Annotated in this window: 19 protein-coding genes; 7 read left to right on the plus strand and 12 right to left on the minus strand. The window is 55.1% G+C overall.

The window, feature by feature from the left end; all coding sequences use genetic code 11:
- The first annotated feature begins 22 nt into the window (after positions 1-22).
- Positions 23-454 carry a DMT family transporter gene (locus tag BUA85_RS05900; protein WP_072899911.1) on the plus strand — a complete coding sequence of 144 codons (432 nt, stop codon included), beginning with the start codon at positions 23-25 and terminating at the stop codon, positions 452-454.
- On the opposite strand, the gene BUA85_RS05905 is transcribed toward BUA85_RS05900, so the two are convergent.
- From BUA85_RS05905 to proS, 6 genes are all read right to left on the minus strand, one after another.
- A complete protein-coding gene (locus BUA85_RS05905) occupies positions 451-1,425 on the minus strand; it encodes an Ldh family oxidoreductase (RefSeq protein WP_072899912.1) in 975 nt (324 codons plus the stop codon). The two genes, BUA85_RS05900 and BUA85_RS05905, sit on opposite strands and share 4 nt — an antisense overlap.
- 9 nt (positions 1,426-1,434) lie before the next feature.
- Positions 1,435-2,118, minus strand: coding sequence for an ABC transporter ATP-binding protein (locus BUA85_RS05910; protein ID WP_072899913.1), 684 nt, complete (start codon positions 2,116-2,118; stop codon positions 1,435-1,437).
- Complete coding sequence (locus BUA85_RS05915) at positions 2,111-3,397, minus strand: lipoprotein-releasing ABC transporter permease subunit (protein ID WP_072899914.1); 1,287 nt, start codon at positions 3,395-3,397, stop codon at positions 2,111-2,113. Before BUA85_RS05915 ends, BUA85_RS05910 begins: the two co-directional genes overlap by 8 nt.
- 69 nt (positions 3,398-3,466) lie before the next feature.
- Positions 3,467-4,174, minus strand: coding sequence for a ThuA domain-containing protein (locus BUA85_RS05920; RefSeq protein ID WP_072899915.1), 708 nt, complete (start codon positions 4,172-4,174; stop codon positions 3,467-3,469).
- Positions 4,171-4,752: a DUF2937 family protein gene (locus BUA85_RS05925; protein ID WP_072899916.1), complete on the minus strand. Its 582-nt coding sequence runs from the start codon at positions 4,750-4,752 to the stop codon at positions 4,171-4,173. The genes BUA85_RS05920 and BUA85_RS05925 overlap by 4 nt, the downstream gene beginning before the upstream one ends.
- A 225-nt stretch (positions 4,753-4,977) precedes the next feature.
- Positions 4,978-6,318 (minus strand): proline--tRNA ligase, encoded by a 1,341-nt coding sequence (proS, locus tag BUA85_RS05930; RefSeq protein WP_072899917.1) that lies wholly within the window; start codon positions 6,316-6,318, stop codon positions 4,978-4,980.
- Positions 6,319-6,531: 213 nt separating this feature from the next.
- Between proS and BUA85_RS05935 the strand changes: the two genes are divergently transcribed.
- The 5 genes from BUA85_RS05935 to BUA85_RS05955 all read left to right on the plus strand — a co-directional run bounded on the left by BUA85_RS05935 (position 6,532) and on the right by BUA85_RS05955 (position 12,740).
- A complete protein-coding gene (locus tag BUA85_RS05935; RefSeq protein ID WP_072900440.1) occupies positions 6,532-7,041 on the plus strand; it encodes a fasciclin domain-containing protein in 510 nt (169 codons plus the stop codon).
- A 123-nt stretch (positions 7,042-7,164) separates the two neighbouring features.
- Entirely contained in the window at positions 7,165-8,262 is a 1,098-nt protein-coding gene (locus tag BUA85_RS05940; RefSeq protein ID WP_072899918.1) for an AI-2E family transporter, read from the plus strand.
- Between the two features lie 3 nt (positions 8,263-8,265).
- Positions 8,266-8,916, plus strand: a complete 651-nt coding sequence (locus BUA85_RS05945) for a P-loop NTPase family protein (RefSeq protein WP_072899919.1) — start codon at positions 8,266-8,268, stop codon at positions 8,914-8,916.
- 58 nt (positions 8,917-8,974) lie between these two features.
- On the plus strand, positions 8,975-11,143 hold the full coding sequence (locus BUA85_RS05950) for an RNA degradosome polyphosphate kinase (protein ID WP_072899920.1): 2,169 nt from the start codon (positions 8,975-8,977) through the stop codon (positions 11,141-11,143).
- A gap of 49 nt (positions 11,144-11,192) precedes the next feature.
- A complete protein-coding gene (locus BUA85_RS05955; protein ID WP_072899921.1) occupies positions 11,193-12,740 on the plus strand; it encodes a Ppx/GppA family phosphatase in 1,548 nt (515 codons plus the stop codon).
- Here BUA85_RS05955 and BUA85_RS05960 read toward each other — a convergent pair.
- From BUA85_RS05960 to BUA85_RS05980, 5 genes are read right to left on the minus strand one after another with little or no spacing between them, the layout of a single operon-like run.
- Positions 12,737-13,090, minus strand: a complete 354-nt coding sequence (locus BUA85_RS05960) for a hypothetical protein (protein ID WP_072899922.1) — start codon at positions 13,088-13,090, stop codon at positions 12,737-12,739. The two genes, BUA85_RS05955 and BUA85_RS05960, sit on opposite strands and share 4 nt — an antisense overlap.
- A 33-nt stretch (positions 13,091-13,123) precedes the next feature.
- A complete protein-coding gene (locus tag BUA85_RS05965; protein ID WP_072900441.1) occupies positions 13,124-14,128 on the minus strand; it encodes an endonuclease/exonuclease/phosphatase family protein in 1,005 nt (334 codons plus the stop codon).
- Complete coding sequence (locus BUA85_RS05970) at positions 14,125-14,805, minus strand: molecular chaperone DjiA (protein ID WP_072899923.1); 681 nt, start codon at positions 14,803-14,805, stop codon at positions 14,125-14,127. Before BUA85_RS05970 ends, BUA85_RS05965 begins: the two co-directional genes overlap by 4 nt.
- Before the next feature lie 32 nt (positions 14,806-14,837).
- Positions 14,838-15,323: a GNAT family N-acetyltransferase gene (locus BUA85_RS05975; RefSeq protein WP_072899924.1), complete on the minus strand. Its 486-nt coding sequence runs from the start codon at positions 15,321-15,323 to the stop codon at positions 14,838-14,840.
- A complete protein-coding gene (locus tag BUA85_RS05980; RefSeq protein WP_072899925.1) occupies positions 15,320-15,931 on the minus strand; it encodes a VOC family protein in 612 nt (203 codons plus the stop codon). The genes BUA85_RS05975 and BUA85_RS05980 overlap by 4 nt, the downstream gene beginning before the upstream one ends.
- Before the next feature lie 111 nt (positions 15,932-16,042).
- Between BUA85_RS05980 and nhaA the strand changes: the two genes are divergently transcribed.
- Positions 16,043-17,236, plus strand: a complete 1,194-nt coding sequence (gene nhaA, locus BUA85_RS05985) for a Na+/H+ antiporter NhaA (RefSeq protein ID WP_072899926.1) — start codon at positions 16,043-16,045, stop codon at positions 17,234-17,236.
- 67 nt (positions 17,237-17,303) lie between these two features.
- On the opposite strand, the gene scpA is transcribed toward nhaA, so the two are convergent.
- Complete coding sequence (scpA, locus tag BUA85_RS05990; RefSeq protein WP_072899927.1) at positions 17,304-19,430, minus strand: methylmalonyl-CoA mutase; 2,127 nt, start codon at positions 19,428-19,430, stop codon at positions 17,304-17,306.
- Between the last annotated feature and the right edge of the window lie 46 nt (positions 19,431-19,476).

Below are 19,476 nucleotides of genomic sequence, written 5' to 3' on the forward strand. Positions count from 1 at the left end.
GGTGCGTTAAGCGGAGGGGCTTATGACATATCACCACATCATCATGTTTTTCGCTGGCGTCGGAGTGCCAACGCTCGCCGCGATGAATGCGCAGTTAGGTCGCGAGATCGATTCCCCTGCTCTGGCGGCAACAGTGCTGTTCTCCATCGCCTGCCTCTGCGCGGCTGGTGTTGCATGGCTCACCGGTGCAAACGTCAGCAAACTGGCGCTGGCTCCAAAGCATCTGTTCTTCGCCGGTTGCCTGATTGCGTTTTATCTACTGTCGGTGACATGGATCGCGCCGATTATCGGCCTTGGCAACGCGATCTTTCTGGTCCTGATCGGTCAGCTCGTCGCTGCCGCTTTGATCGATCAATTCGGCCTCTTCGGAGCAACCCAAATCCAAATAAGTTGGACCCGCGCCGCGGGATTGGCCCTGATGGCATCGGGTATCTTATTGATCCAAAAGGCTTAAGCCGCCAATCCACTGACCAGATCCCAAAGCGCGTCCGGCACATCAACCTCATTCATCGCAACACGGTTCACCCCCGGGATACGCGCACCCTCTTGCGCGGCAACCGCCTCCGCTACCCGCGCAAAACGTTCGGCGAAATGATCGCCATGGGTCGCCGGATCAATCAGAATATAGAACTGCCCAAGCCCATGCGGTGGCCCGTCCGGCACCTTCAATCCAGAGACATCAAGCGAATTCACCGATCCCGTCATCCCTGCAGCAAGGATTTCGACCATCAAGCCAAAGCCCCAGCCTTTGTAACCGCCCGCGCTTACCAACGCGCCTCTCAACGCCGCCTCAGGATCGGTCGTTGGTTGCCCTTCGGCATCGACAGCCCAACCCAAGGGGATGCTTTCACCTGCAGCCTTTGCCATGGTGATCTTGCCCAGCGCGACCGCAGATGTCGAAAAATCAAAGTGCATCAGCAGCTTACCATCCCCCGGCACCGACATTGCAAAGGGGTTCGTGCCGATGACAGCCTTATTCCCACACGGAGGTGCGACAACGGGTGAGGCATTGGTGAACCCCATGCCGATCAGCCCGGCGGCCCCGATCTGTTCGGTGAAGTACCCCAACGAAGTACAAGTATGCGCATGGGCGACGGACAGTGTCGCGACACCGTTGGTGCGACAGGCTTCAATCGCAGCCTCCAGCCCCGCATCAAACGCAGGCTGCGCAAACCCGAACCGCGCATCCGCCATGATGGAGCCCGCGCGCGGCGTGCTCACCACCGGCTCGACCGTTCCATTCACGCGGCCGGAGGTTAGCTGCGTGCAATAGCTTTCGACATAATAAAGGCCACAAATGATATTGCCCAACGCTTCCGCTCGCGCGACCGCCTTAGCAACCGCGCGCGCCTGCGCCGGACCTGCCCCGTGCTTCAGCAGCGCAGCTTGCGAGGTTTCAAATATCTCATCGACAGAAACTTTCATCGCCGCACCTTAACCTTCCTCGACCAGCCGACCGTCTGTTAGCCGCACCATGCGACCCATCCGTGCTGCCAATTCCAAATTATGCGTCGCAATCAATGCGGACATGCCAGTACCCTTCACCAGCGACATCAGCGCCTCAAACACCCGATCAGAGGTGCCGGGATCAAGGTTGCCTGTTGGTTCATCCGCCAGCAATAGCGACGGTTCATTCGCCAATGCCCGGCAATACGCCACGCGCTGCTGTTCACCGCCAGACAGCGCCGCCGGTCGGTGGCCTGCGCGTTCCCCGACCCCAACGGTGTCCAACAGCGATCTTGCACGCGCTTCGGCGTCTCGCTCTGACACACCATTCGCAAGCTGCGGCAGCACAATGTTTTCCAACGCCGTAAACTCCGGCAAGAGATGGTGAAATTGGTATATGAATCCAACATCTTCGCGCCGCGTCGCCGTCCGTTTCCGATCGGATTTTAGTGTCATATCCTGACCTTTGATCTGCACCTTCCCGCTGTCCGCAACGTCCAAAAGTCCGGCGATATGCAACAACGTTGATTTACCTGCACCCGACGGCGCAACCAGAGCCACGACCTCCCCTTCCGCCACCGTCAGGTCCGCCCCTTGCAACACTTGAACCTCGTTAGGTTTGCCCGTGTTGTAAGACTTGGTGATCCCGGAGAGCTTCAGGACTTCACTCATAGCGCAACGCCTCCACCGGATTCATCCGTGCCGCACGGCGCGCGGGAAAGATCGTGACAATCCAAGATAAGCTCAGCGACAAAGCCACGGCCTTCAGCACGTCCGATAGATGCAATTCGGCAGGCAATGCGTAGATCCCACGGATCGAGGGATCCCAGACACCGCCACCGGACATGTAGTTGATAAAGCTGAAAATACTGTCGATGTAGATTGCAAAGAGGCAGCCGATAATGACACCAAGAATGGTGCCAAGCGTGCCAATCCCCGCCCCGCAGATAAAGAAAATCCGCAAGATTGATCCTTCTGACAGCCCCATCGTCCGCAGGATTCCAATGTCGCGTCCCTTGTTCTTAACCAGCATGATCAAGCCGGAAATGATGTTCATCGAGGCAATCAAAACGAGGATCGACAGGATCACAAACATCACGTTGTCTTCCACGGTCAGTGCGCGCAGGAATGCCCCCGCGCTGTCGCGCCATGTCCAGACCAAAGCACCGTCGCCGACAACGGCAATGATATCGGGCACTAGCTCATCAACCTTATCAGGCTCCTCAACCATGACTTCGATTTCATCGGCGACGCCATCTCTATTGAGAAACGATTGCGCCTCGGCAATCGGCAGATACGCGCGGGTTCGGTCAATGTCGAAGCGACCAGCGGTAAAGATGTAGACAACTTCATAGGCATTGGTGCGCGGGCTGGTTCCCATGGCTGTGCGTGTGCCATTCGGACTGATGACGCGAATGCGGTCCCCAATGGTGACGCCCAGTTCGCGCGCCACGCCAGAGCCGATGGCAATCCCTTCGTCAAATCGATCAATCTGACCCATACTTTCAGGCGGCGCTGCGATCCGAGGGATACCGAGCAGGTCCTCATAGCTGATGCCATAAAGATCAAGGCCAGTATTACGATTGCCTCGGTTCCCTAGAACCTGACCGCGCACCAAAGGAGCGGCGCGCGTGACACCCTCGACCTGCGCGATCTCAGCGGCGAGCTCTTCGTAGTCCCGAATGATCCGAGTATATTGATTGGTGCCCGGGATTTGGGTTTGTTTATAGACCGTTACATGGGCATTCGCCCCCAGGATCGTGTCCACAAACTCCGCCCTGAAGCCAGAGCGAACAGCCAGTGTAGCGATCAAAGCAAAGACGGCCAAAGTGACGCCGATCAAGCTGATCCACGTCATCACGTTCACACCACCTTCGGCACGTTTGGCGCGGATATAGCGCCATGCGATCATCCATTCGAATTTCGAAAACGGGGCTGTGCTTTGGGCCATGCCTGCCTGCTGTTTGGTTGCTCGCTCAGGGTTAAACCCTGCCAAGGCCCCAGACGCAAGCGCGCAGGCTTAGTAGTGGTTGCCTTCCGCCATCCAAGGGGTCAAATCCTGCCCCTCCGCCAAGGCTTTGCTCTGCGCCGACCAAACCAACCCGCGTCGCAGCATTTCGTAAGCGGGTCCGCTCTCCACAACATTCGCCTGATGCCCCAACGAATTATAGTAGACCCGCCCGAGGCCCCATTGCCGGGTCCAAGCGACCGGCATATCCACAGCGCCGTTTGGGCTGTGATACCACGTCACAGCATCTGTGCGCGTCGTGGCGAGCACAGTATTCGCTGGATCGACGTGCAAATAGTACTGCTCTGTCTCAACCTCGAAATCGTCGATGCCCGCCACAAGCGGATCATCAGAGATGATATTGACCTTATGTTTGACACCATCGCCGCCGGGGTGGGCCACCCAGTTTGCGCCAGTGATAAACTGCCACAATGGTGAATTACGGAACGCATCGCACATGCCCCCATGACACCCCGCCAGCCCCGTGCCACGCGCGATCACCTCACCAACTTTCGCCGTCGTCTCCCGGCTCAGATCGCTCATTGTCCAGATTGGTACGATCAGATCGTATCGGCCGAGATCAGGATCATCAAAACAGTCCAAATGGTCGACGACCTCGGTGTCGATCCCTTCGGCCTTGAGCATCTTATCAAAGATCGCCGCAACCTTGTCGGGCTGGTGCCCGTCCCAGCCGCCCCAAGTGATCAATGCTTTGGTCATCGCGTCTCTCCCATCAAACGTGGTCTTGCTGGTGGCGCAAACTCCGGTTCAGGCGGGCGCAATGCTGGTTGCGCGCGATGGGTTTGCGCTTGTTTAGGTTTGCGACGGTAGAGTGTTCGAAACGGCGTGAGAAGCACTAAAAGGGCGACATAGCCGACAAAGCCGCCAAACCCCGCTGCATAGGCCCCTGCACGGGTCACGGGCAGCGCGGGCGAAAAATCGCCCCACGTCGCGGCAAAGGTTTCTTCGTCAGCGATCCGATGCGGCATGACCAATCGTTCCAACGGTGTTGCAGCACGCAGCACGTTCAAATGCTCCTGCAACGCGATATGCCGCGCAAAGGTCGCACGCATATCCGTTTGTCGCGCCTGCAAGAACGGCGTGCCCGTCATCTGCTGCAACGCTTCTTCTCGGCCCAATCCAGCCTCAACCGCTGACCGGTCGAAGTCCAGCACAACTTGCGTCAGCGCATCCACCTGCCCGCCAAGACGTTGGATATATTGCTGCGTGAACGCCGGATACTGGCTCGCCACAACGGCGCCAGAGACCCCAGCGATGAGGCATAGTGTTTTTATCATTTGAAACCTGCTCAGGGTTCTTTGTTTTGCGGAACGTTAGCACGAAAGGAGATTCGGGCCAAATAGAGCGCTACAATAGGTTCGCACCCGACCCGAGGGCGGCGTCGCAAAGAAGAAAACCAGAGCGTCAACGCGCAACCTCACCAAGTTTGCAACGTCAATATTTCGCACCCGCCCTGGGGGCGGGTGCGAACCGGATCACGATGTGACCCGGCGCGTAATTGCCTAAGCAATCCCCTCATAAATCTTGGCAATCTTCGCAACCGCATCCGCTGGCGGCATCTCTTCGCTTTCACCGGTCCGGCGGCAGGTGACTTCGACCACACCGTTCTTCAACCCGCGTGGGCCAACGGTGATCCGCCACGGCAGACCTATCATATCCATCGTGCCGAACTTGGCCCCTGCCCGTTCATCACGGTCGTCATAGAGCGGCTCCAAGCCTAGTGCTGTGATCTGCTTGTATAGGTCCTCACAGGCTGCATCCGCTGCTTCATCGCCTGAGCGCATATTGAGAATTCCGACGTGGAACGGCGTCACACCTTCGGGCCAAATGATCCCGTTTTCGTCATGGCTCGCCTCGATGATGGCGCCCAACAAGCGGGACACACCGATGCCATGAGAACCCATGTGCACGTTGACCTTACTCCCCTGCCCATCATCGACGGCCGCATTCAAAGCATCGGAATATTTGGTCCCGAAATAGAAGATCTGACCAACCTCAATCCCGCGAGCCTTCATGCGACGTTCTTCTGGAATTTCGTTAAACAGCGCCTCATCATGGGTTTCGTCGGTGCGGGCGTATTTTGTCGTGAATTCTTCCATCACAGCAGCACAGGCCGCTTTATCATCGTAGTCAATCTCGCGATCGCCGAAGGTCAGATCGGTCACAGCACTGTCGTAGAACACCTCTGACTCGCCTGTCTCCGCCAGCACCAAGAATTCGTGTGTATCCTCTCCGCCAATTGGGCCAGAATCCGCACGCATCGGGATCGCTTTCAGCCCCATCCGCTCATAGGTCCGCAGATAACTGACCAAGTGGCGGTTATACGCATGAAGCGCGTCTTCTTTGGTCAGATCGAAGTTATAGCCGTCCTTCATATAGAACTCGCGGCCTCGCATAACGCCAAAACGCGGGCGCACTTCATCGCGGAACTTCCACTGGATCTGATACATCGTCAGCGGCAGGTCTTTGTAAGACGTCACATTGGCACGGAAGATATCGGTGATCAGTTCCTCTGCCGTCGGAGTGTAAAGCATATCGCGTTCATGACGATCCGTGATCCGCAGCATTTCAGCGCCATAGGCATCATACCTCCCACTTTCGCGCCATAGGTCTGCAGATTGGATCGTTGGCATCAACATTGGATGATGGCCCGCTTTGATCTGCTCCTCATGCACGATATCTTCGATCTTCTTGAGCACTTTGTACCCCAGCGGCAGCCACGAATAGATACCCGCGCTCGACTGTTTGATCATCCCCGCTTGTAACATAAACCGGTGGCTCACGATCTGTGCTTCGCGTGGTGTCTCTTTCAATACTGGCAAAAAGTAGCGGCTCATGCGCATGGGATCGGACCTTTGAATGTCTTTATTTCATTTGGGTTTAGGGCTGTGCTGCCCAAAGGACAATAGAGGCGACGTTTGAAAAGCGCGTTTGGATCAAAGATTTCGCACTCCTAACAAGAGCGTGAGGCATGTGACCCAATGCCGCGACCGCCCCGTAACTCTTCACATGCCGCCGACGAAGAGAGCGGTGTTACATCGAAAAGGGACGAACACATGTCATTTAAAACAATGATCGCGGCCGCTGCTACGGCTGTTACTTTTGCTGGCGCAGCAAATGCAGCCTCCATCGCTGAAATCGCATCTGGCGACGAGCGTTTCTCAACACTGGTTGCCGCTGTATCGGCTGCTGGCTTGGTGGAAACACTTGCGGGCCCAGGAAACTTCACAGTTTACGCGCCTGTAAACGAAGCTTTCGCAGCATTGCCAGAAGGCACAGTAGAAACACTGTTGCAGCCTGAAAACAAAGACCAACTGACCAACGTACTTCTGTACCACGTGGATGACCGCGTGTTGAAGTCCAACATGTTTGCAGCAGGTGCAAACTACTACAAGCCTATCCTCGAAAGTGAGCGACTGTGCATCAACGCCGGTAACGGTGTCACAATCGCTGACGGGACAGGTGAGGTTGCTAACGTGGTGATCGCAGACATCGTTGCAGATAACGGTGTGATCCACGTCATCGATAAAGTACTACTCCCAGGCACTCGCCCAGCTTGCCACTAAGGCACTTGGTGGCCCTGAACGTGTTTTGGGGCCATCACGCTCAACCAATTGCCGGTTGAGCTCTCATTCTCTCTTGCACCCGAGCGCCCAAACGCGCATCTAATCGGATAACAAGGGAACACGATGGACTTATCAGTCAGACAACAAGCTTTGTATTGGGGCATTGCTGCGGCAGTGTTCTTTTTTGTCTTGTGGGCTTTGGGTCATGTCCTCCTGCCCTTTGTAATCGGCGGCGCCTTGGCGTATTGCCTCGACCCGGTTGCTGACCGCCTCGAAAGGGTGGGATGCAGTAGATCAGTTTCTGTTCTGATCATTTCGTTGGCAGCGTTGCTGCTGTTCTTCATTTTGATCCTGCTCTTTATTCCAACGCTGATCCAGCAGGCCACTTCGCTTCTTGGCGCTATTCCAGAAGCATTTAGGAGCCTTCAAACTACGTTGAGCGATCGTTTTCCTCAAATGAGTGACGAAAACAGTATTGTGCGGCGTCAACTTGTTACGATTGGCGATCTGCTGCAGGCACGCGGTGGCGAGCTTCTAAATGGGATCGTGTCCTACGTTCTTAATTTCATCAACGTGTTGGTGCTTTTGGTCGTCGTTCCAGTTGTGACGGTCTATCTGCTTTTTGATTGGGATCGCATGATTGCAAAGATCGACGAGCTTTTGCCTCGCGATCACGCACCAACAATCCGCCGCCTAGCCTCTGAGATCGACGACACACTCGCCTCGTTTATCCGCGGCCAAGGTACGGTCTGTATTTTGCTCGGCCTGTATTACATCATCGCCCTCACAATCGTCGGCCTGAACTATGGTATCTTTGTTGGGTTTATCGCCGGTTTTCTGACCTTTATCCCATTTGTCGGCGCAGCCGTCGGTGGTATTTTGGCCATTGGTTTGGCCTTGTTCCAATTCTGGGGCTACACCGAAGTCGTCGATGGAGAGACCATCACCCATGGTACACAATGGATACGCATTGGTGTGGTGGTTGCGATCTATCTTCTCGGACAATTCGTTGAAGGTAACATCCTCACACCAAGGTTGGTCGGTGGGTCGATTGGCCTCCATCCTGTTTGGCTGTTGCTTGCTTTGTCCGTCTTCGGGTCACTTTTCGGCTTTGTTGGGATGCTGGTTGCCGTTCCAGTTGCTGCAATGCTTGGTGTTTTGGCCCGTTTTGCGATGGACCAATATCGCAAAAGCCGACTGTATCGCGGCACCTCGAAGTAAGTCATGTCAAATCAATTGGTATTCGATTGGCCTTTGACCGAAGGCCTGAAATCTCAGGATTTCTTTGTTGCTCCCCCAAATGAGCACGCGGTTGAGATGCTACGTGACCCGTCGGCTTGGCCTGAGTTAAAGTTGGTTTTGGTGGGGCCTAAGGCGAGTGGGAAGAGCCATCTGTCGCGCATCTTCGCGGAAGAGACTGGGGCCAAGATTCTTAGCTCTCAGGACCTACCGCAAAACTACATCGGTCCTTCGCCAGTGGTTGTAGAAGATGCAGATCGACTCCCCCCCGATCAACAGGAAGTTCTGTTCCACATGCACAACAATCTACGAGCTGCGCATGTACCATTGCTTTTGACAGCCAGCATGGCACCAAGCCGCTGGCCACTGACCCTTCCTGACCTGAAGAGCCGGATGGAAGCAGCAACTATCGTGCAGATCGATCAACCCGATGATACGCTCTTGCAAGTTCTCCTTACCAAGCTCTTCGCAGACCGACAGATCATGCCCAGTCCGGCAGTGATCAACTATATCGCTACTCGGATGGATCGCTCCTATGTCGCAGCAGGGCAGATCGTCGAGCAGCTGGATCGAGCCGCTATGGCAGAAAAGAAACCCGTCAGTATGAAGATGGCGGCCGCCTTGCTGGACAAATAACCCAGTTTCGAGCGATAATTGTCATGTAACTGCAATAGTTTGCAGCGCAGAAAGCCTTATGATGGAAGCTGATTTCTTAGAAGGGCCTTTCCCGGCCCCAATGACGTTGGACATGGACCTTACTGGTCCAAATCGGTTCGTAAACCGAGAACTCAGCTGGCTGGGTTTCAACTGGCGCGTTTTGGAAGAGGCCGAAAACCCTCGCGTACCATTGTTGGAACGTCTGCGCTTCCTATCGATTTCCGCGACCAACTTGGATGAATTCTTCACTGTCCGTGTGGCGGGTTTGAAAGAACTTGTTCACGAGGGGAATGCCAATCCCAGCATTGATGGTTTGACACCAGCGCAGCAGTTGGAACTGATCAACGCGGATGCTCGAAAGTTGATGGCGAGACAGCAAGAGGTCTTGAAAGCGCTTCGCGCAGAAATGGCAGAGGCCGGAATTAGCATTTTAGCTTCGGATGACTTGGGACAAGAAGACGTTGTTTTCCTTGAGAACGTATTTCTTGATCGCGTGTTTCCGGTTTTGTCGCCTTTGGCCATTGACCCTGCGCACCCGTTCCCTTTCCTCCCAAACGAAGGGTTTGCGTTGGCGTTGCAGCTTGAGCGGGTCAAAGACAAGAAGCCTCTCTTTGCGCTGCTACCCGTGCCAGCTCAGATCGACCGTTTTGTCAGACTGCCCGGAGAAGGCGAAATTCGCGTTCTGCCGTTGGAAGAGCTTTTGCTTCTTTATGTCAGTCGCCTCTATCCTGGCCACAAGATGAAGGGCAGCTGTGCATTCAAACTATTGCGCGACAGTGATTTGGAAGTTGAAGACGAAGCCGAAGACCTCGTGCGCGAATTTGAAACGGCGCTGAAACGGCGGCGCCGTGGTGAAGTGGTTCGGTTGAAGATGTCCGCGAATGCACCAAAAGCCCTGACCAAGCTGATCATGCAAGAATTGCGTGTAACAGGCGACGAAGTGGTCGAGGTCGAAGGGCTAATCGGAGTGGCTGATCTGAAAGAACTGGTACTGGATGAACGCCCAGACCTCCTTTGGCCATCGTTCTCGCCGCGCGTACCAGAGCGGGTGCAAGATTTCGAGGGCGACATGTTTGCGGCCATCCGCAACAAGGATTTGCTGCTGCATCACCCATATGAAACCTTCGACATGGTCGTGCGCTTCCTACGCCAAGCCGCGCGTGACCCTGATGTTGTTGCGATCAAACAGACGCTTTATCGAACATCAAACCGCTCCCCTATCGTCGAAGCGCTCTGCGAGGCCGCTGAAGACGGGAAATCAGTCACGGCACTGGTTGAGTTAAAAGCCCGCTTTGACGAGGCAGCCAACATTCGCCAATCGCGCCGTTTGGAACGGTCAGGCGCGCATGTGGTCTATGGTTTCATTAACTACAAGACCCACGCGAAGATCAGTACGGTGGTGCGTCGGGAGGGTGATAAGCTCGTCACTTACACGCACTTTGGCACGGGCAACTATCACCCGATTACTGCGAAGATTTACACGGACCTCAGTTTCTTTACTTGCGATGCTGATCTCGGCCGCGACGCAACAAAGGTGTTCAATTACCTCTCCGGCTACGCCCAGCCCGAAGGCCTTCAAAACCTCGCTATTGCGCCATCGATGATGAAAAAGAACCTCATCGAGATGATTGAACACGAGGCTGAGAACGCCCGCGCGGGTAAACCTGGCGCGATTTGGGCCAAGATGAACAGCCTGATCGAGAAGGACGTCATCGATGCGCTCTATAGCGCCAGCCAAGCGGGTGTGAAGATCAGTCTTGTGGTACGCGGAATATGCGGGCTTCGGCCCGGTGTGGTTGGGTTGTCAGAAAACATCCGCGTGAAGTCGGTTGTTGGACGTTTCTTGGAGCATTCGCGGATTGTGTGCTTTGCTAACGGAAAGAACCTTCCCTCCAAAAAGGCTCGCGTTTTTATCAGTTCTGCAGATTGGATGAGCCGGAATTTGAACCGGCGGGTTGAGACGTTGATTGAGATCAACAACGCCACTGTGAAGGCGCAAATCATCAGCCAAATCATGGCTGCGAACCTGCACGATGTGGCGCAAAGTTGGGTGATGATAGGCGACGGAAGTTTCAAACGCGCGGACGTCCCCGATGGCAGTTTCGCTTTCAATTGCCACCGCTTCTTTATGGAAAACCCGTCGCTATCGGGCCGTGGCTCTGCAGGGGCTGCAGATGTGCCGCGATTGACGCATACCGACGATTGACAGCAACGGGTCCGCCCGCTCAAACTGCGCGCAACGGACGGGGAATTTCATGGACGGACAAAGCGACGGCGATCATGTCGATTGGGGCCTGTTTGGAAAGCCCCTGTTCAGCAGCGATCTTGCAAAAGGCCTCAGCCGTGTTGGCGTGATCGACGTGGGGTCGAACTCCGTTCGAATGGTCGTATTTGACGGTGCCGCACGAAGTCCCGCATATTTCTACAACGAAAAGATCATGTGTGCCTTGGGCGCAGGCCTGTCTGAAACCGGCCGCCTCAATCCACAAGGTCGCGAACGGGCCTTGGCCGCAATCGCCCGCTTTGCCGCCCTTGGCGAAGGAATGGGCATTCTCCCTTTGGTTACGGTCGCGACCGCCGCAGTGAGAGAAGCGGAGGATGGGCCGGACTTCTGCGCAGAAGTTGAAGCAAAAACCGGCGTCAAAATCCAAATCATCGATGGCGAGGAAGAAGCGCGATTGTCGGCGCAAGGTGTGCTGTTGGGCTGGCCTGGTAGTTACGGCTTGGTTTGCGACATCGGCGGGTCGAGTATGGAGCTTGCTGATCTTGCAGAAGGTCGGGTTGGGCGGCGTGTGACCTCTCCCCTTGGTCCTTTGAAACTGCGCGAGATCAAAGGAAAGAAAAACCGCGCCTCTTTTGTAAAGTCCACCATGAAAGAGCTACATGAGCAGATGGATATGCCATCAGGTATGCGGTTGTTCCTTGTCGGTGGGTCTTGGCGCGCTATCGCACGGATCGACATGGAGCGCCGTGGCTATCCGCTGACTGTTCTGCATGAATATCGGATGACAGCGCGGCGCATCAGCCGGACGGCCAAGTACATTGCGCAGTCCGATTTGGAGGATCTACGTAAGCGGTGCGGAATTTCTGAGGCGCGCATGTCGCTGGTTCCGCAGGCCGTTATTGTCCTGAACGAGTTGATCCGACGATTCAAGCCGAAGGACGTCGCGGTGTCATCTTATGGCATTCGCGAGGGGATGCTCTATGAGCAGATGCCAGATGAATTGCGAGCATTGGACCCTTTGATCGAGGCTGCGCGATTTGCTGAATCAAAGGACGCGCGACTGCCCGGTTTTGGCCGCAAGCTATATGATTTTGTGATGCCACTTTTCCCGCGCGCCGGTTGGCAAAGACGGCGGATCATTCAAGCCGCGTGTCATTTGCATGATGTGAGTTGGCGTGCGCATCCCGATTACCGCGCCGAAGTGACGTTCGATAACGCGACCCGCGCCAACCTTGGTGGTTTGAAGCACAGCGAACGTGTCTTGCTCGGGCTGGCGCTTCTGACCCGTTATACGAATAAGACTGAGAATACGCCGTTTGAAAATCTGTTCACGCTCTTGTCGCCCGCTCAGCGACGCGAGGCTGTGATATTGGGAACGGCAATGAGATTTGGGGCGATGCTTTGGCTCACGGGCGACGAATTACCTGGCCGCCTAAAGTACAAATCCAAATCTAAACAACTGACCCTTCACCTGTCGAAGATCGCAAAACCGCTTTATGGCGAGGTCGCTCAGTCGCGCTTTCAAGCGTTGGGTGACGCGCTGGACTGCGAAACGCAAGTCAAATTCAGCAAACGCTAAAGCTCGATCTCTTTGTTTTCATCATCCGGTTCAAACGGCGGCGCATCTGGCTGTCGTCTGATGATGATATCGCCATTCGGTAAAAGCTCAGGCGACTCGTAGTGAGTCAAGCTGTCGGCTTTCTTAAGGAGTTCCGCTAACACAGGACCCAATTCGTCAGCGAATTCGTCCATCGCCGGGCCAAATTCCTTCATCATCGATTGGATGTCATCGATGGCGGGCTCCATCTCCTGCACCAATCCGCGCAGGATCATCTGCATCCCCTCTTCCATGAGGCTGGTTCCCTCATCTTCGGCGGAAACCGGGGCTGCAAGCGTAGCAATCAGACAGGCGAGAGCGATTTTTTTCATACGCAGGAAGGTATCATAAATCCAACCTGCGATCTAGAGAGCGATGTCCAGAACAACCGGAAAGTGATCTGAGGCATCGAGTAATGCGTCGCGTAAAGTCACATCTTCAAAGCACGCTGGATGGTCAAATGGATGCCAAATTTGCCAGTTTGGTTGATGGCTCATCAGGTCTTCGGACACCATGATGTAGTCGAGCAATGCCTGCAAAAAAGGGCCATCTTGCCGCCGAAACCGCGCGGTGGATGGCTTAGCACCAAATTTGCTGCCTAGAACCATACGGGCGTGCGGATCGAAAAGTTTATTTCGTGCTTCCTCGCCCAAAACAATCTCGACACCTGACCGTCCGAAGAGTTTTTCATATTCATCGAGGCCCGGTCCGTCATTAAAGTCACCAAGCACTATCAGAGGATTGCTCTTACTCAGGTGAGCCTGCACCCGTCGCCTAAGCCAAATACACTGCGCCAATTGCTTCCGTCGGTTCTCGATCGAAATGCGGATCGCCTCGGATTCCTCTGTCGCGCCGTGCGGCGCTTTCGACTTTGCGTGAACGCCAATCAGGTGGAGCAGCTTGTCGTTTGGCAGAGTAACTTCGATTTCTAAGGGAGGCTTTGACCAACGTATGGGATCAGGTTTGGCGTCGACGTCAACGTCAAGCAAGAAATCTTGGTCAAACCGTGGAGCTCGTTCGGGATCAGCAAGCGGCTTGTGCGTGACCTGCATAATCTGCGGATCGTAAAGCAATGCAATTTCTTGCTGCGTATCATTAGGGAAGCCGATCATTGCTTTGTTAGCGCGCAGCCCAAACGCCTTTGCAAAAGTCTCAAGAGCGACCACACCGTCGCGATGAGGGCTGCTGTCTGGTGCTTCGATGATCATGACGGCATCAGCATCCATCTTGGAAAACACCATCCCAAGCGCCTCTGTCTGGCGCGCCTTGGTTACGTTCCAACGACTAGACCAGCTACCATCGTTTATGAGGGTGCCATCATCTTTGAAGAGACGATTGAACCATTCGACGTTATAGGTTGCGATCCTCAAGCGTGCGCTTCCGAGATCTGTTCCCATGCTCGGTTGATTTGGATCATCCGTTTTTCAGCTATTTTCAACGCCTCTTCTGGGACGCCCCTAGCGATAAGCTGATCTGGATGCGTCTCAATCACGCGCTGACGCCATACCTTTTTGATGTCGGCAATCGGCATTTCGGGGGCAACGCCCAAGACGTCATAAGGATCACGTTCGGCATCAGGAACAAATTGCGCGCGGATGCGGACGAAACGGCGCTCATCAAACCCGAAAATATCGGAGACGTTATGAAGAAACGCATCCTCACCGGGGTGGTACTCTCCATCCGCCATCGCGATGTGGAAAAGGCCTTCCATAAGATCGCACAGGGCGGAGTCATCTTCGCCGTACATGGCTTTGATGCGGCGCGCATAAACATCGTAACCCGCTACATCCGTTCGGGCCATATTGAAGAGCCGTGCGGCATTGGCTTCTTCCGATTTGGGGATGTGAAAGATTTCACGGAACGCGGTGACTTCGTCCCGCGTCACATGACCGTCCGCCTTCGCCATTTTGGCGCCAAGCGCGATGACAGCAATCGTAAACGCAACGGTTTTTTCCGGCGATGTCCGAAGCTTATCAAAAACGGCAGACAGCCCTTCGCCTGCGGCGAGCGCGGAAAGAGCTTCGGATATGCGAGTCCAAATTGACATGGCGTGATCCTACCCGAACAGTTCTGGAAATGTCAGAGGCGTTTTTGCATTAGAACGAGATCAAGCCATTGATCAAACTTCCGCCCGACTTCGGGAAGAGTGGCGACTTGTTCATATCCGATTGCCTTGTGAAACTGGATTCCTTGCGAGTTCGCTGAGCTTATGCCTGCGATCATTTGGTGAATTTCGGCACGCTTTGCATGCCTTTCGAGCTCGTTCATTAGCGCTTTTCCGACACCCCGTCCACGAGCGGAAGGCGCAAGGATAACGCTATGTTCGGCAGTGTGTTTGTAGCCGGGGCCGCCTCGAAATGGGCCGTAGGTTGCGAAGCCGATTACCTTTCGAGCCTCCTCAAAGACCAGAAAGCTCTGACCCGAAGCGGATTTTTCGGCAATCAATGAGGCGAGATCCGCTTCCAACTTCTCTTCCGTCGTAAAGGTGACGAGCGTATTGCGAATGATCGGATTCCAAATCGCTGCGATCTCGGCGGCGTCTTCTGGCAGAGCCGCGCGGATCACGTGAGAACCTTCGTACCTGCCGGCGTATCAAACTCAGCGCGAAACCCCTGTGGACCATCGACCCAAACAACACGGTCATCAACCATCGTAACCTGTTTGGCAATGTCCGATGCCTTTGGATGATGGACTTCCCATTTTGTGAGGCGGACGCCTTGGTCAGGTAGCTTCGCGGGAGGGGGAACTACGCCCTCCCCCCATCTGATCAACGACGGAAATGCCCCGTCAAAGGGAAGGTTGCCATCGTCCGGCGCAGTCAGCTGCCAAGTGATATCATCGCGAGACAGCGACAGAGCTGGGCCCACGGTCTTCGGAGCACTATCGAGCGCTGCGTCATAGTCGTCGGCGCTGCAAATCCAGTTCCCCAAGCGAGGTGCCCCGCGGAAGTGATCCAATCCAAACCAAGTTGGTCGTCCAGTAGGTGCAGCGTTTGGATCTTTGGCGATGACTTCAAAGTACAAATCTGGCCCAAGACCCAAGAGATAGTTATGTGTACCGAAGCGGTCATGTTTACCGCCTTGTTGAAGTGGGACACCCAAAATTCCCTCGACCCATCGCCGCCCATCTTCCAGATTTTCCGCAACAACAGCTATGTGATCGAGATGTAGCATTCGGGGCCTCAGAATAACGCGTTTCAGCGCCACCAAACCGACCGATTTTGCTTGATGCAAGGGGTTTTCAAGCTATCTGACAAATAACGTCAACTTTAATTTAGGAACGATATGGCCCTCCCCGCTGTTTTCGAACGTATTTTCAAACATGAAGCATTTGGCGGCGTGCTTTTGATGGCGTGCGCCGTCGCCGCGATGATTGTCGCAAACTCGGCCCTCGCGCCGGTCTACAATGAAATCCTCGGCGGGTATCTCGCTGTTACTTACGACGGTCGCGGGTTAGAGAAACCGTTGATCCTTTGGATCAACGACGGGTTGATGGCGATCTTCTTTTTCCTGATTGGCTTGGAACTCAAAGCCGAATTGATGGAAGGTAAACTGAAGAACCCGCGCGATGTTGTTTTACCGGGCATGGCCGCCGTTGGTGGTATGGCCGTTCCTGCAATTGTCTTCATTTGGTTCAACTGGGGTCTACCCAGCTTGAGCGGCTGGGCTATTCCAGCAGCGACCGATATTGCTTTTGCTCTGGGACTGCTAGCGTTGGTGGGCAGCCGCGCGCCAACCTCACTTAAGGTCTTCCTTTTGACCCTCGCTATTTTGGATGACATGGGTGCGATTATCATCATCGCCCTTTTCTACACAGCAGAGCTGCAGGTTGAATATCTGATCTGGGCGCTCCTCCCATTGTCGCTGATGATCGCCCTCAACCTGCGCGGAAGCCATAGGCAAGGTGCTACACTGATGCTCGGTGTGGTCCTGTGGTTCCTCGTTCTTCGCTCTGGAGTGCACGCAACACTTGCAGGCGTTGTGACGGCGTTCTGTATCCCGCTCGTGGATCGGTGGGGCAAAAGCCCGCTGCACTCCTTGGAACATGCGGTCAGCCCATGGTCGACATACTTCATCGTGCCCGTCTTTGCCTTCGCCAACGCCGGAGTTGTTCTGACAGGTATGTCCTTCGCCGATCTGCTCGACCCGCTCCCATTGGGGATCGCGCTTGGTCTCTTGGTGGGTAAGCAAGTGGGTGTCTTCGGTATGACATTTGCCTTAGTGAAGCTCGGGGTTGCAAAGCTACCGCATGGTGCGAATTGGCTACATATTTACGGTATATCGTGCCTAGCCGGTGTCGGCTTCACCATGTCGCTCTTCATCGGCAGCTTGAGCTTTGAAGACGCGGCGATGATGAACCAAGTCCGCATGGGCGTTCTTACCGGTTCCATCATTTCCGGCATTTTGGGCTACGCGGCCTTGATGATGGCCAGTTCTCCGGCACAAAATGAAGAGCCGGTTGCTCAACCAGCAGAATAAGAAAAAGGGGCGCTCATGCGCCCCTTTTTGCCTCTGGCAGGAGTTTTCTTGCCGAGATGAAAGAGCTTTAGCTCCGTGCTTCTCTGATCAATTTTAAAATATCTTCAGCGGCGGCTGGGATGTTTGTTCCTGGGCCGAAGATCGCCTTTACGCCCGAGTCGTAGAGGAACTGGTAATCCTGCTGTGGGATGACGCCGCCGCAAATGACGAGGATGTCGCCAGCGCCTGCCGCTTCCAAAGCTTCGACAAGTTTGGGCGCGAGCGTTTTGTGACCTGCTGCCTGGGAACTGATGCCAATAACGTGGACATCGTTATCGACAGCATCTTGCGCGGCTTCTTCTGGGGTTTGGAAGAGTGGCCCGACATCGACGTCAAAACCGATGTCGGCAAAGGCGGTTGCGATCACTTTGGCACCGCGGTCATGGCCGTCTTGGCCCATCTTGACGACCAGCATCCGAGGGCGACGGCCCTCTTCCTCTGCGAAGTCTTCCACCGATTTCTGGATCGCTGCAAAACCTTCATCACCTTCGTAGGCCGCGCCATAGACTCCGGCGAGCGTTTTGACTTCCGCACGGTGGCGGCCAAATGCCTTTTCCATTGCCATACTGATTTCTCCCACTGTGGCGCGGGCGCGAGACGCCTCAACTGCCGCTTCGAGTAGATTGCCGCCTTCATTAGCGCGGCGAGTAATTTCGTCGAGGGCCGTATCGCATGCCGCCTGATCCCGCTCAGCACGGGTTTTTTCGATCCGCGCAACTTGCGCGTCGCGCACGGCGGCGTTGTCGATATCGAGGATGTCGATCGGCTCTTCCTCGGCCAGTCGGTATTTGTTGACGCCGACAATAACCTCTGTGCCGCGGTCGATATTGGCTTGGCGGGTCGCAGCGCTTTCTTCGATCCGCAATTTCGGCATGCCGGAGGCCACGGCTTTGGTCATACCGCCCATTTCTTCCACTTCTTCGATGAGCTTCCAGGCGGCTTCGGCCAGTTCATGGGTAAGGCTTTCGACGTAGTAGCTACCTGCGAGGGGATCGACGACGTTTGTAACGCCGGTCTCTTCCTGCAGGATCAATTGCGTGTTCCGAGCAATGCGCGCAGCGAATTCTGTGGGGAGCGCTATGGCTTCGTCCAAAGCGTTGGTGTGAAGCGATTGCGTGCCGCCCAAAGCCGCCGCCATCGCCTCATAGGCTGTGCGAACAACGTTGTTATACGGGTCTTGCTCTTGCAAGCTCACACCGGAAGTCTGGCAGTGGGTCCGCAGCATGGAGGATTTCGGGTTCTGCGGATTGAATTCCTCCATAACGCGGGACCACAGGAGGCGCGCGGCGCGGAGCTTGGCAGCTTCCATGAAAAAGTTCATGCCAATGGCAAAGAAGAACGACAGGCGTGGTGCGAATTTGTCGACATCCATACCTGCGTTGATGGCTGTGCGCACGTATTCGCGACCGTCGGCGATTGTGAAGGCAAGTTCTTGAACAAGGTTCGCGCCGGCCTCTTGCATGTGGTAACCGGAGATCGAAATCGAATTGAATTTCGGCATGTGATCAGCGGTGTAGCCGATGATATCCGCGATGATCCGCATCGACGGCTCCGGCGGGTAGACGTAGGTGTTGCGGACCATGAATTCTTTCAGAATGTCGTTCTGAATCGTGCCCGCGAGAACAGATTTGTCATGTCCCTGCTCCTCCCCCGCGACGATAAAGTTGGCAAGGATCGGGATCACCGCGCCATTCATCGTCATGGAAACAGACACCTTATCGAGCGGGATACCGTCAAAGAGGATTTTCATATCTTCGACGCTATCGATGGCAACGCCCGCTTTGCCCACATCGCCTACAACACGCGGGTGGTCGCTGTCGTAACCACGGTGTGTTGCAAGGTCGAAGGCGACGGAAACACCCTGCTGACCGGCAGCGAGCGCTTTGCGGTAGAAAGCGTTGGATTCTTCCGCCGTGGAAAACCCAGCGTATTGACGGATCGTCCAAGGGCGGCCTGCATACATCGTGGCCTTCACGCCGCGTGTGTAAGGCTCCTGCCCCGGAATCCCGCCCATATGCGGCAAGTCCGCCGTGTCTTCTGCCGTATAGAGCGGCTTAACTGGGATCCCTTCGAGCGTGTTCCACGTCAGATCGTCCAACGGACGCCCTCGCAGTTCCTTTTCGGCCAATTCTTCCCACTTGGTTTTGTCAGTCATATCAGGCTCCGCTTATGCCAAATGCGTGATTTGGCCGCTTTGAGTA

Origin of the sequence: Cognatiyoonia sediminum (assembly GCF_900129845.1) — a bacterium.
Classification (GTDB): Bacteria; Pseudomonadota; Alphaproteobacteria; order Rhodobacterales; family Rhodobacteraceae; genus Cognatiyoonia; species Cognatiyoonia sediminum.

Coding starts and splice junctions, on each gene's coding strand:
- BUA85_RS05920 (WP_072899915.1), bottom strand. CDS start 4,174: ATGACCAAAGCATTGATCACTTGGGGCGGCTGGGACGGGCACCAGCCC.
- BUA85_RS05960 (WP_072899922.1), bottom strand. CDS start 13,090: ATGAAAAAAATCGCTCTCGCCTGTCTGATTGCTACGCTTGCAGCCCCG.
- BUA85_RS05950 (WP_072899920.1), top strand. CDS start 8,975: ATGATGGAAGCTGATTTCTTAGAAGGGCCTTTCCCGGCCCCAATGACG.
- BUA85_RS05935 (WP_072900440.1), top strand. CDS start 6,532: ATGTCATTTAAAACAATGATCGCGGCCGCTGCTACGGCTGTTACTTTT.
- nhaA (WP_072899926.1), top strand. CDS start 16,043: ATGGCCCTCCCCGCTGTTTTCGAACGTATTTTCAAACATGAAGCATTT.
- BUA85_RS05945 (WP_072899919.1), top strand. CDS start 8,266: ATGTCAAATCAATTGGTATTCGATTGGCCTTTGACCGAAGGCCTGAAA.
- BUA85_RS05915 (WP_072899914.1), bottom strand. CDS start 3,397: ATGGCCCAAAGCACAGCCCCGTTTTCGAAATTCGAATGGATGATCGCA.
- BUA85_RS05980 (WP_072899925.1), bottom strand. CDS start 15,931: ATGCTACATCTCGATCACATAGCTGTTGTTGCGGAAAATCTGGAAGAT.
- BUA85_RS05910 (WP_072899913.1), bottom strand. CDS start 2,118: ATGAGTGAAGTCCTGAAGCTCTCCGGGATCACCAAGTCTTACAACACG.
- proS (WP_072899917.1), bottom strand. CDS start 6,318: ATGCGCATGAGCCGCTACTTTTTGCCAGTATTGAAAGAGACACCACGC.
- BUA85_RS05905 (WP_072899912.1), bottom strand. CDS start 1,425: ATGAAAGTTTCTGTCGATGAGATATTTGAAACCTCGCAAGCTGCGCTG.
- BUA85_RS05925 (WP_072899916.1), bottom strand. CDS start 4,752: ATGATAAAAACACTATGCCTCATCGCTGGGGTCTCTGGCGCCGTTGTG.
- BUA85_RS05955 (WP_072899921.1), top strand. CDS start 11,193: ATGGACGGACAAAGCGACGGCGATCATGTCGATTGGGGCCTGTTTGGA.
- BUA85_RS05900 (WP_072899911.1), top strand. CDS start 23: ATGACATATCACCACATCATCATGTTTTTCGCTGGCGTCGGAGTGCCA.
- scpA (WP_072899927.1), bottom strand. CDS start 19,430: ATGACTGACAAAACCAAGTGGGAAGAATTGGCCGAAAAGGAACTGCGA.
- BUA85_RS05970 (WP_072899923.1), bottom strand. CDS start 14,805: ATGTCAATTTGGACTCGCATATCCGAAGCTCTTTCCGCGCTCGCCGCA.
- BUA85_RS05940 (WP_072899918.1), top strand. CDS start 7,165: ATGGACTTATCAGTCAGACAACAAGCTTTGTATTGGGGCATTGCTGCG.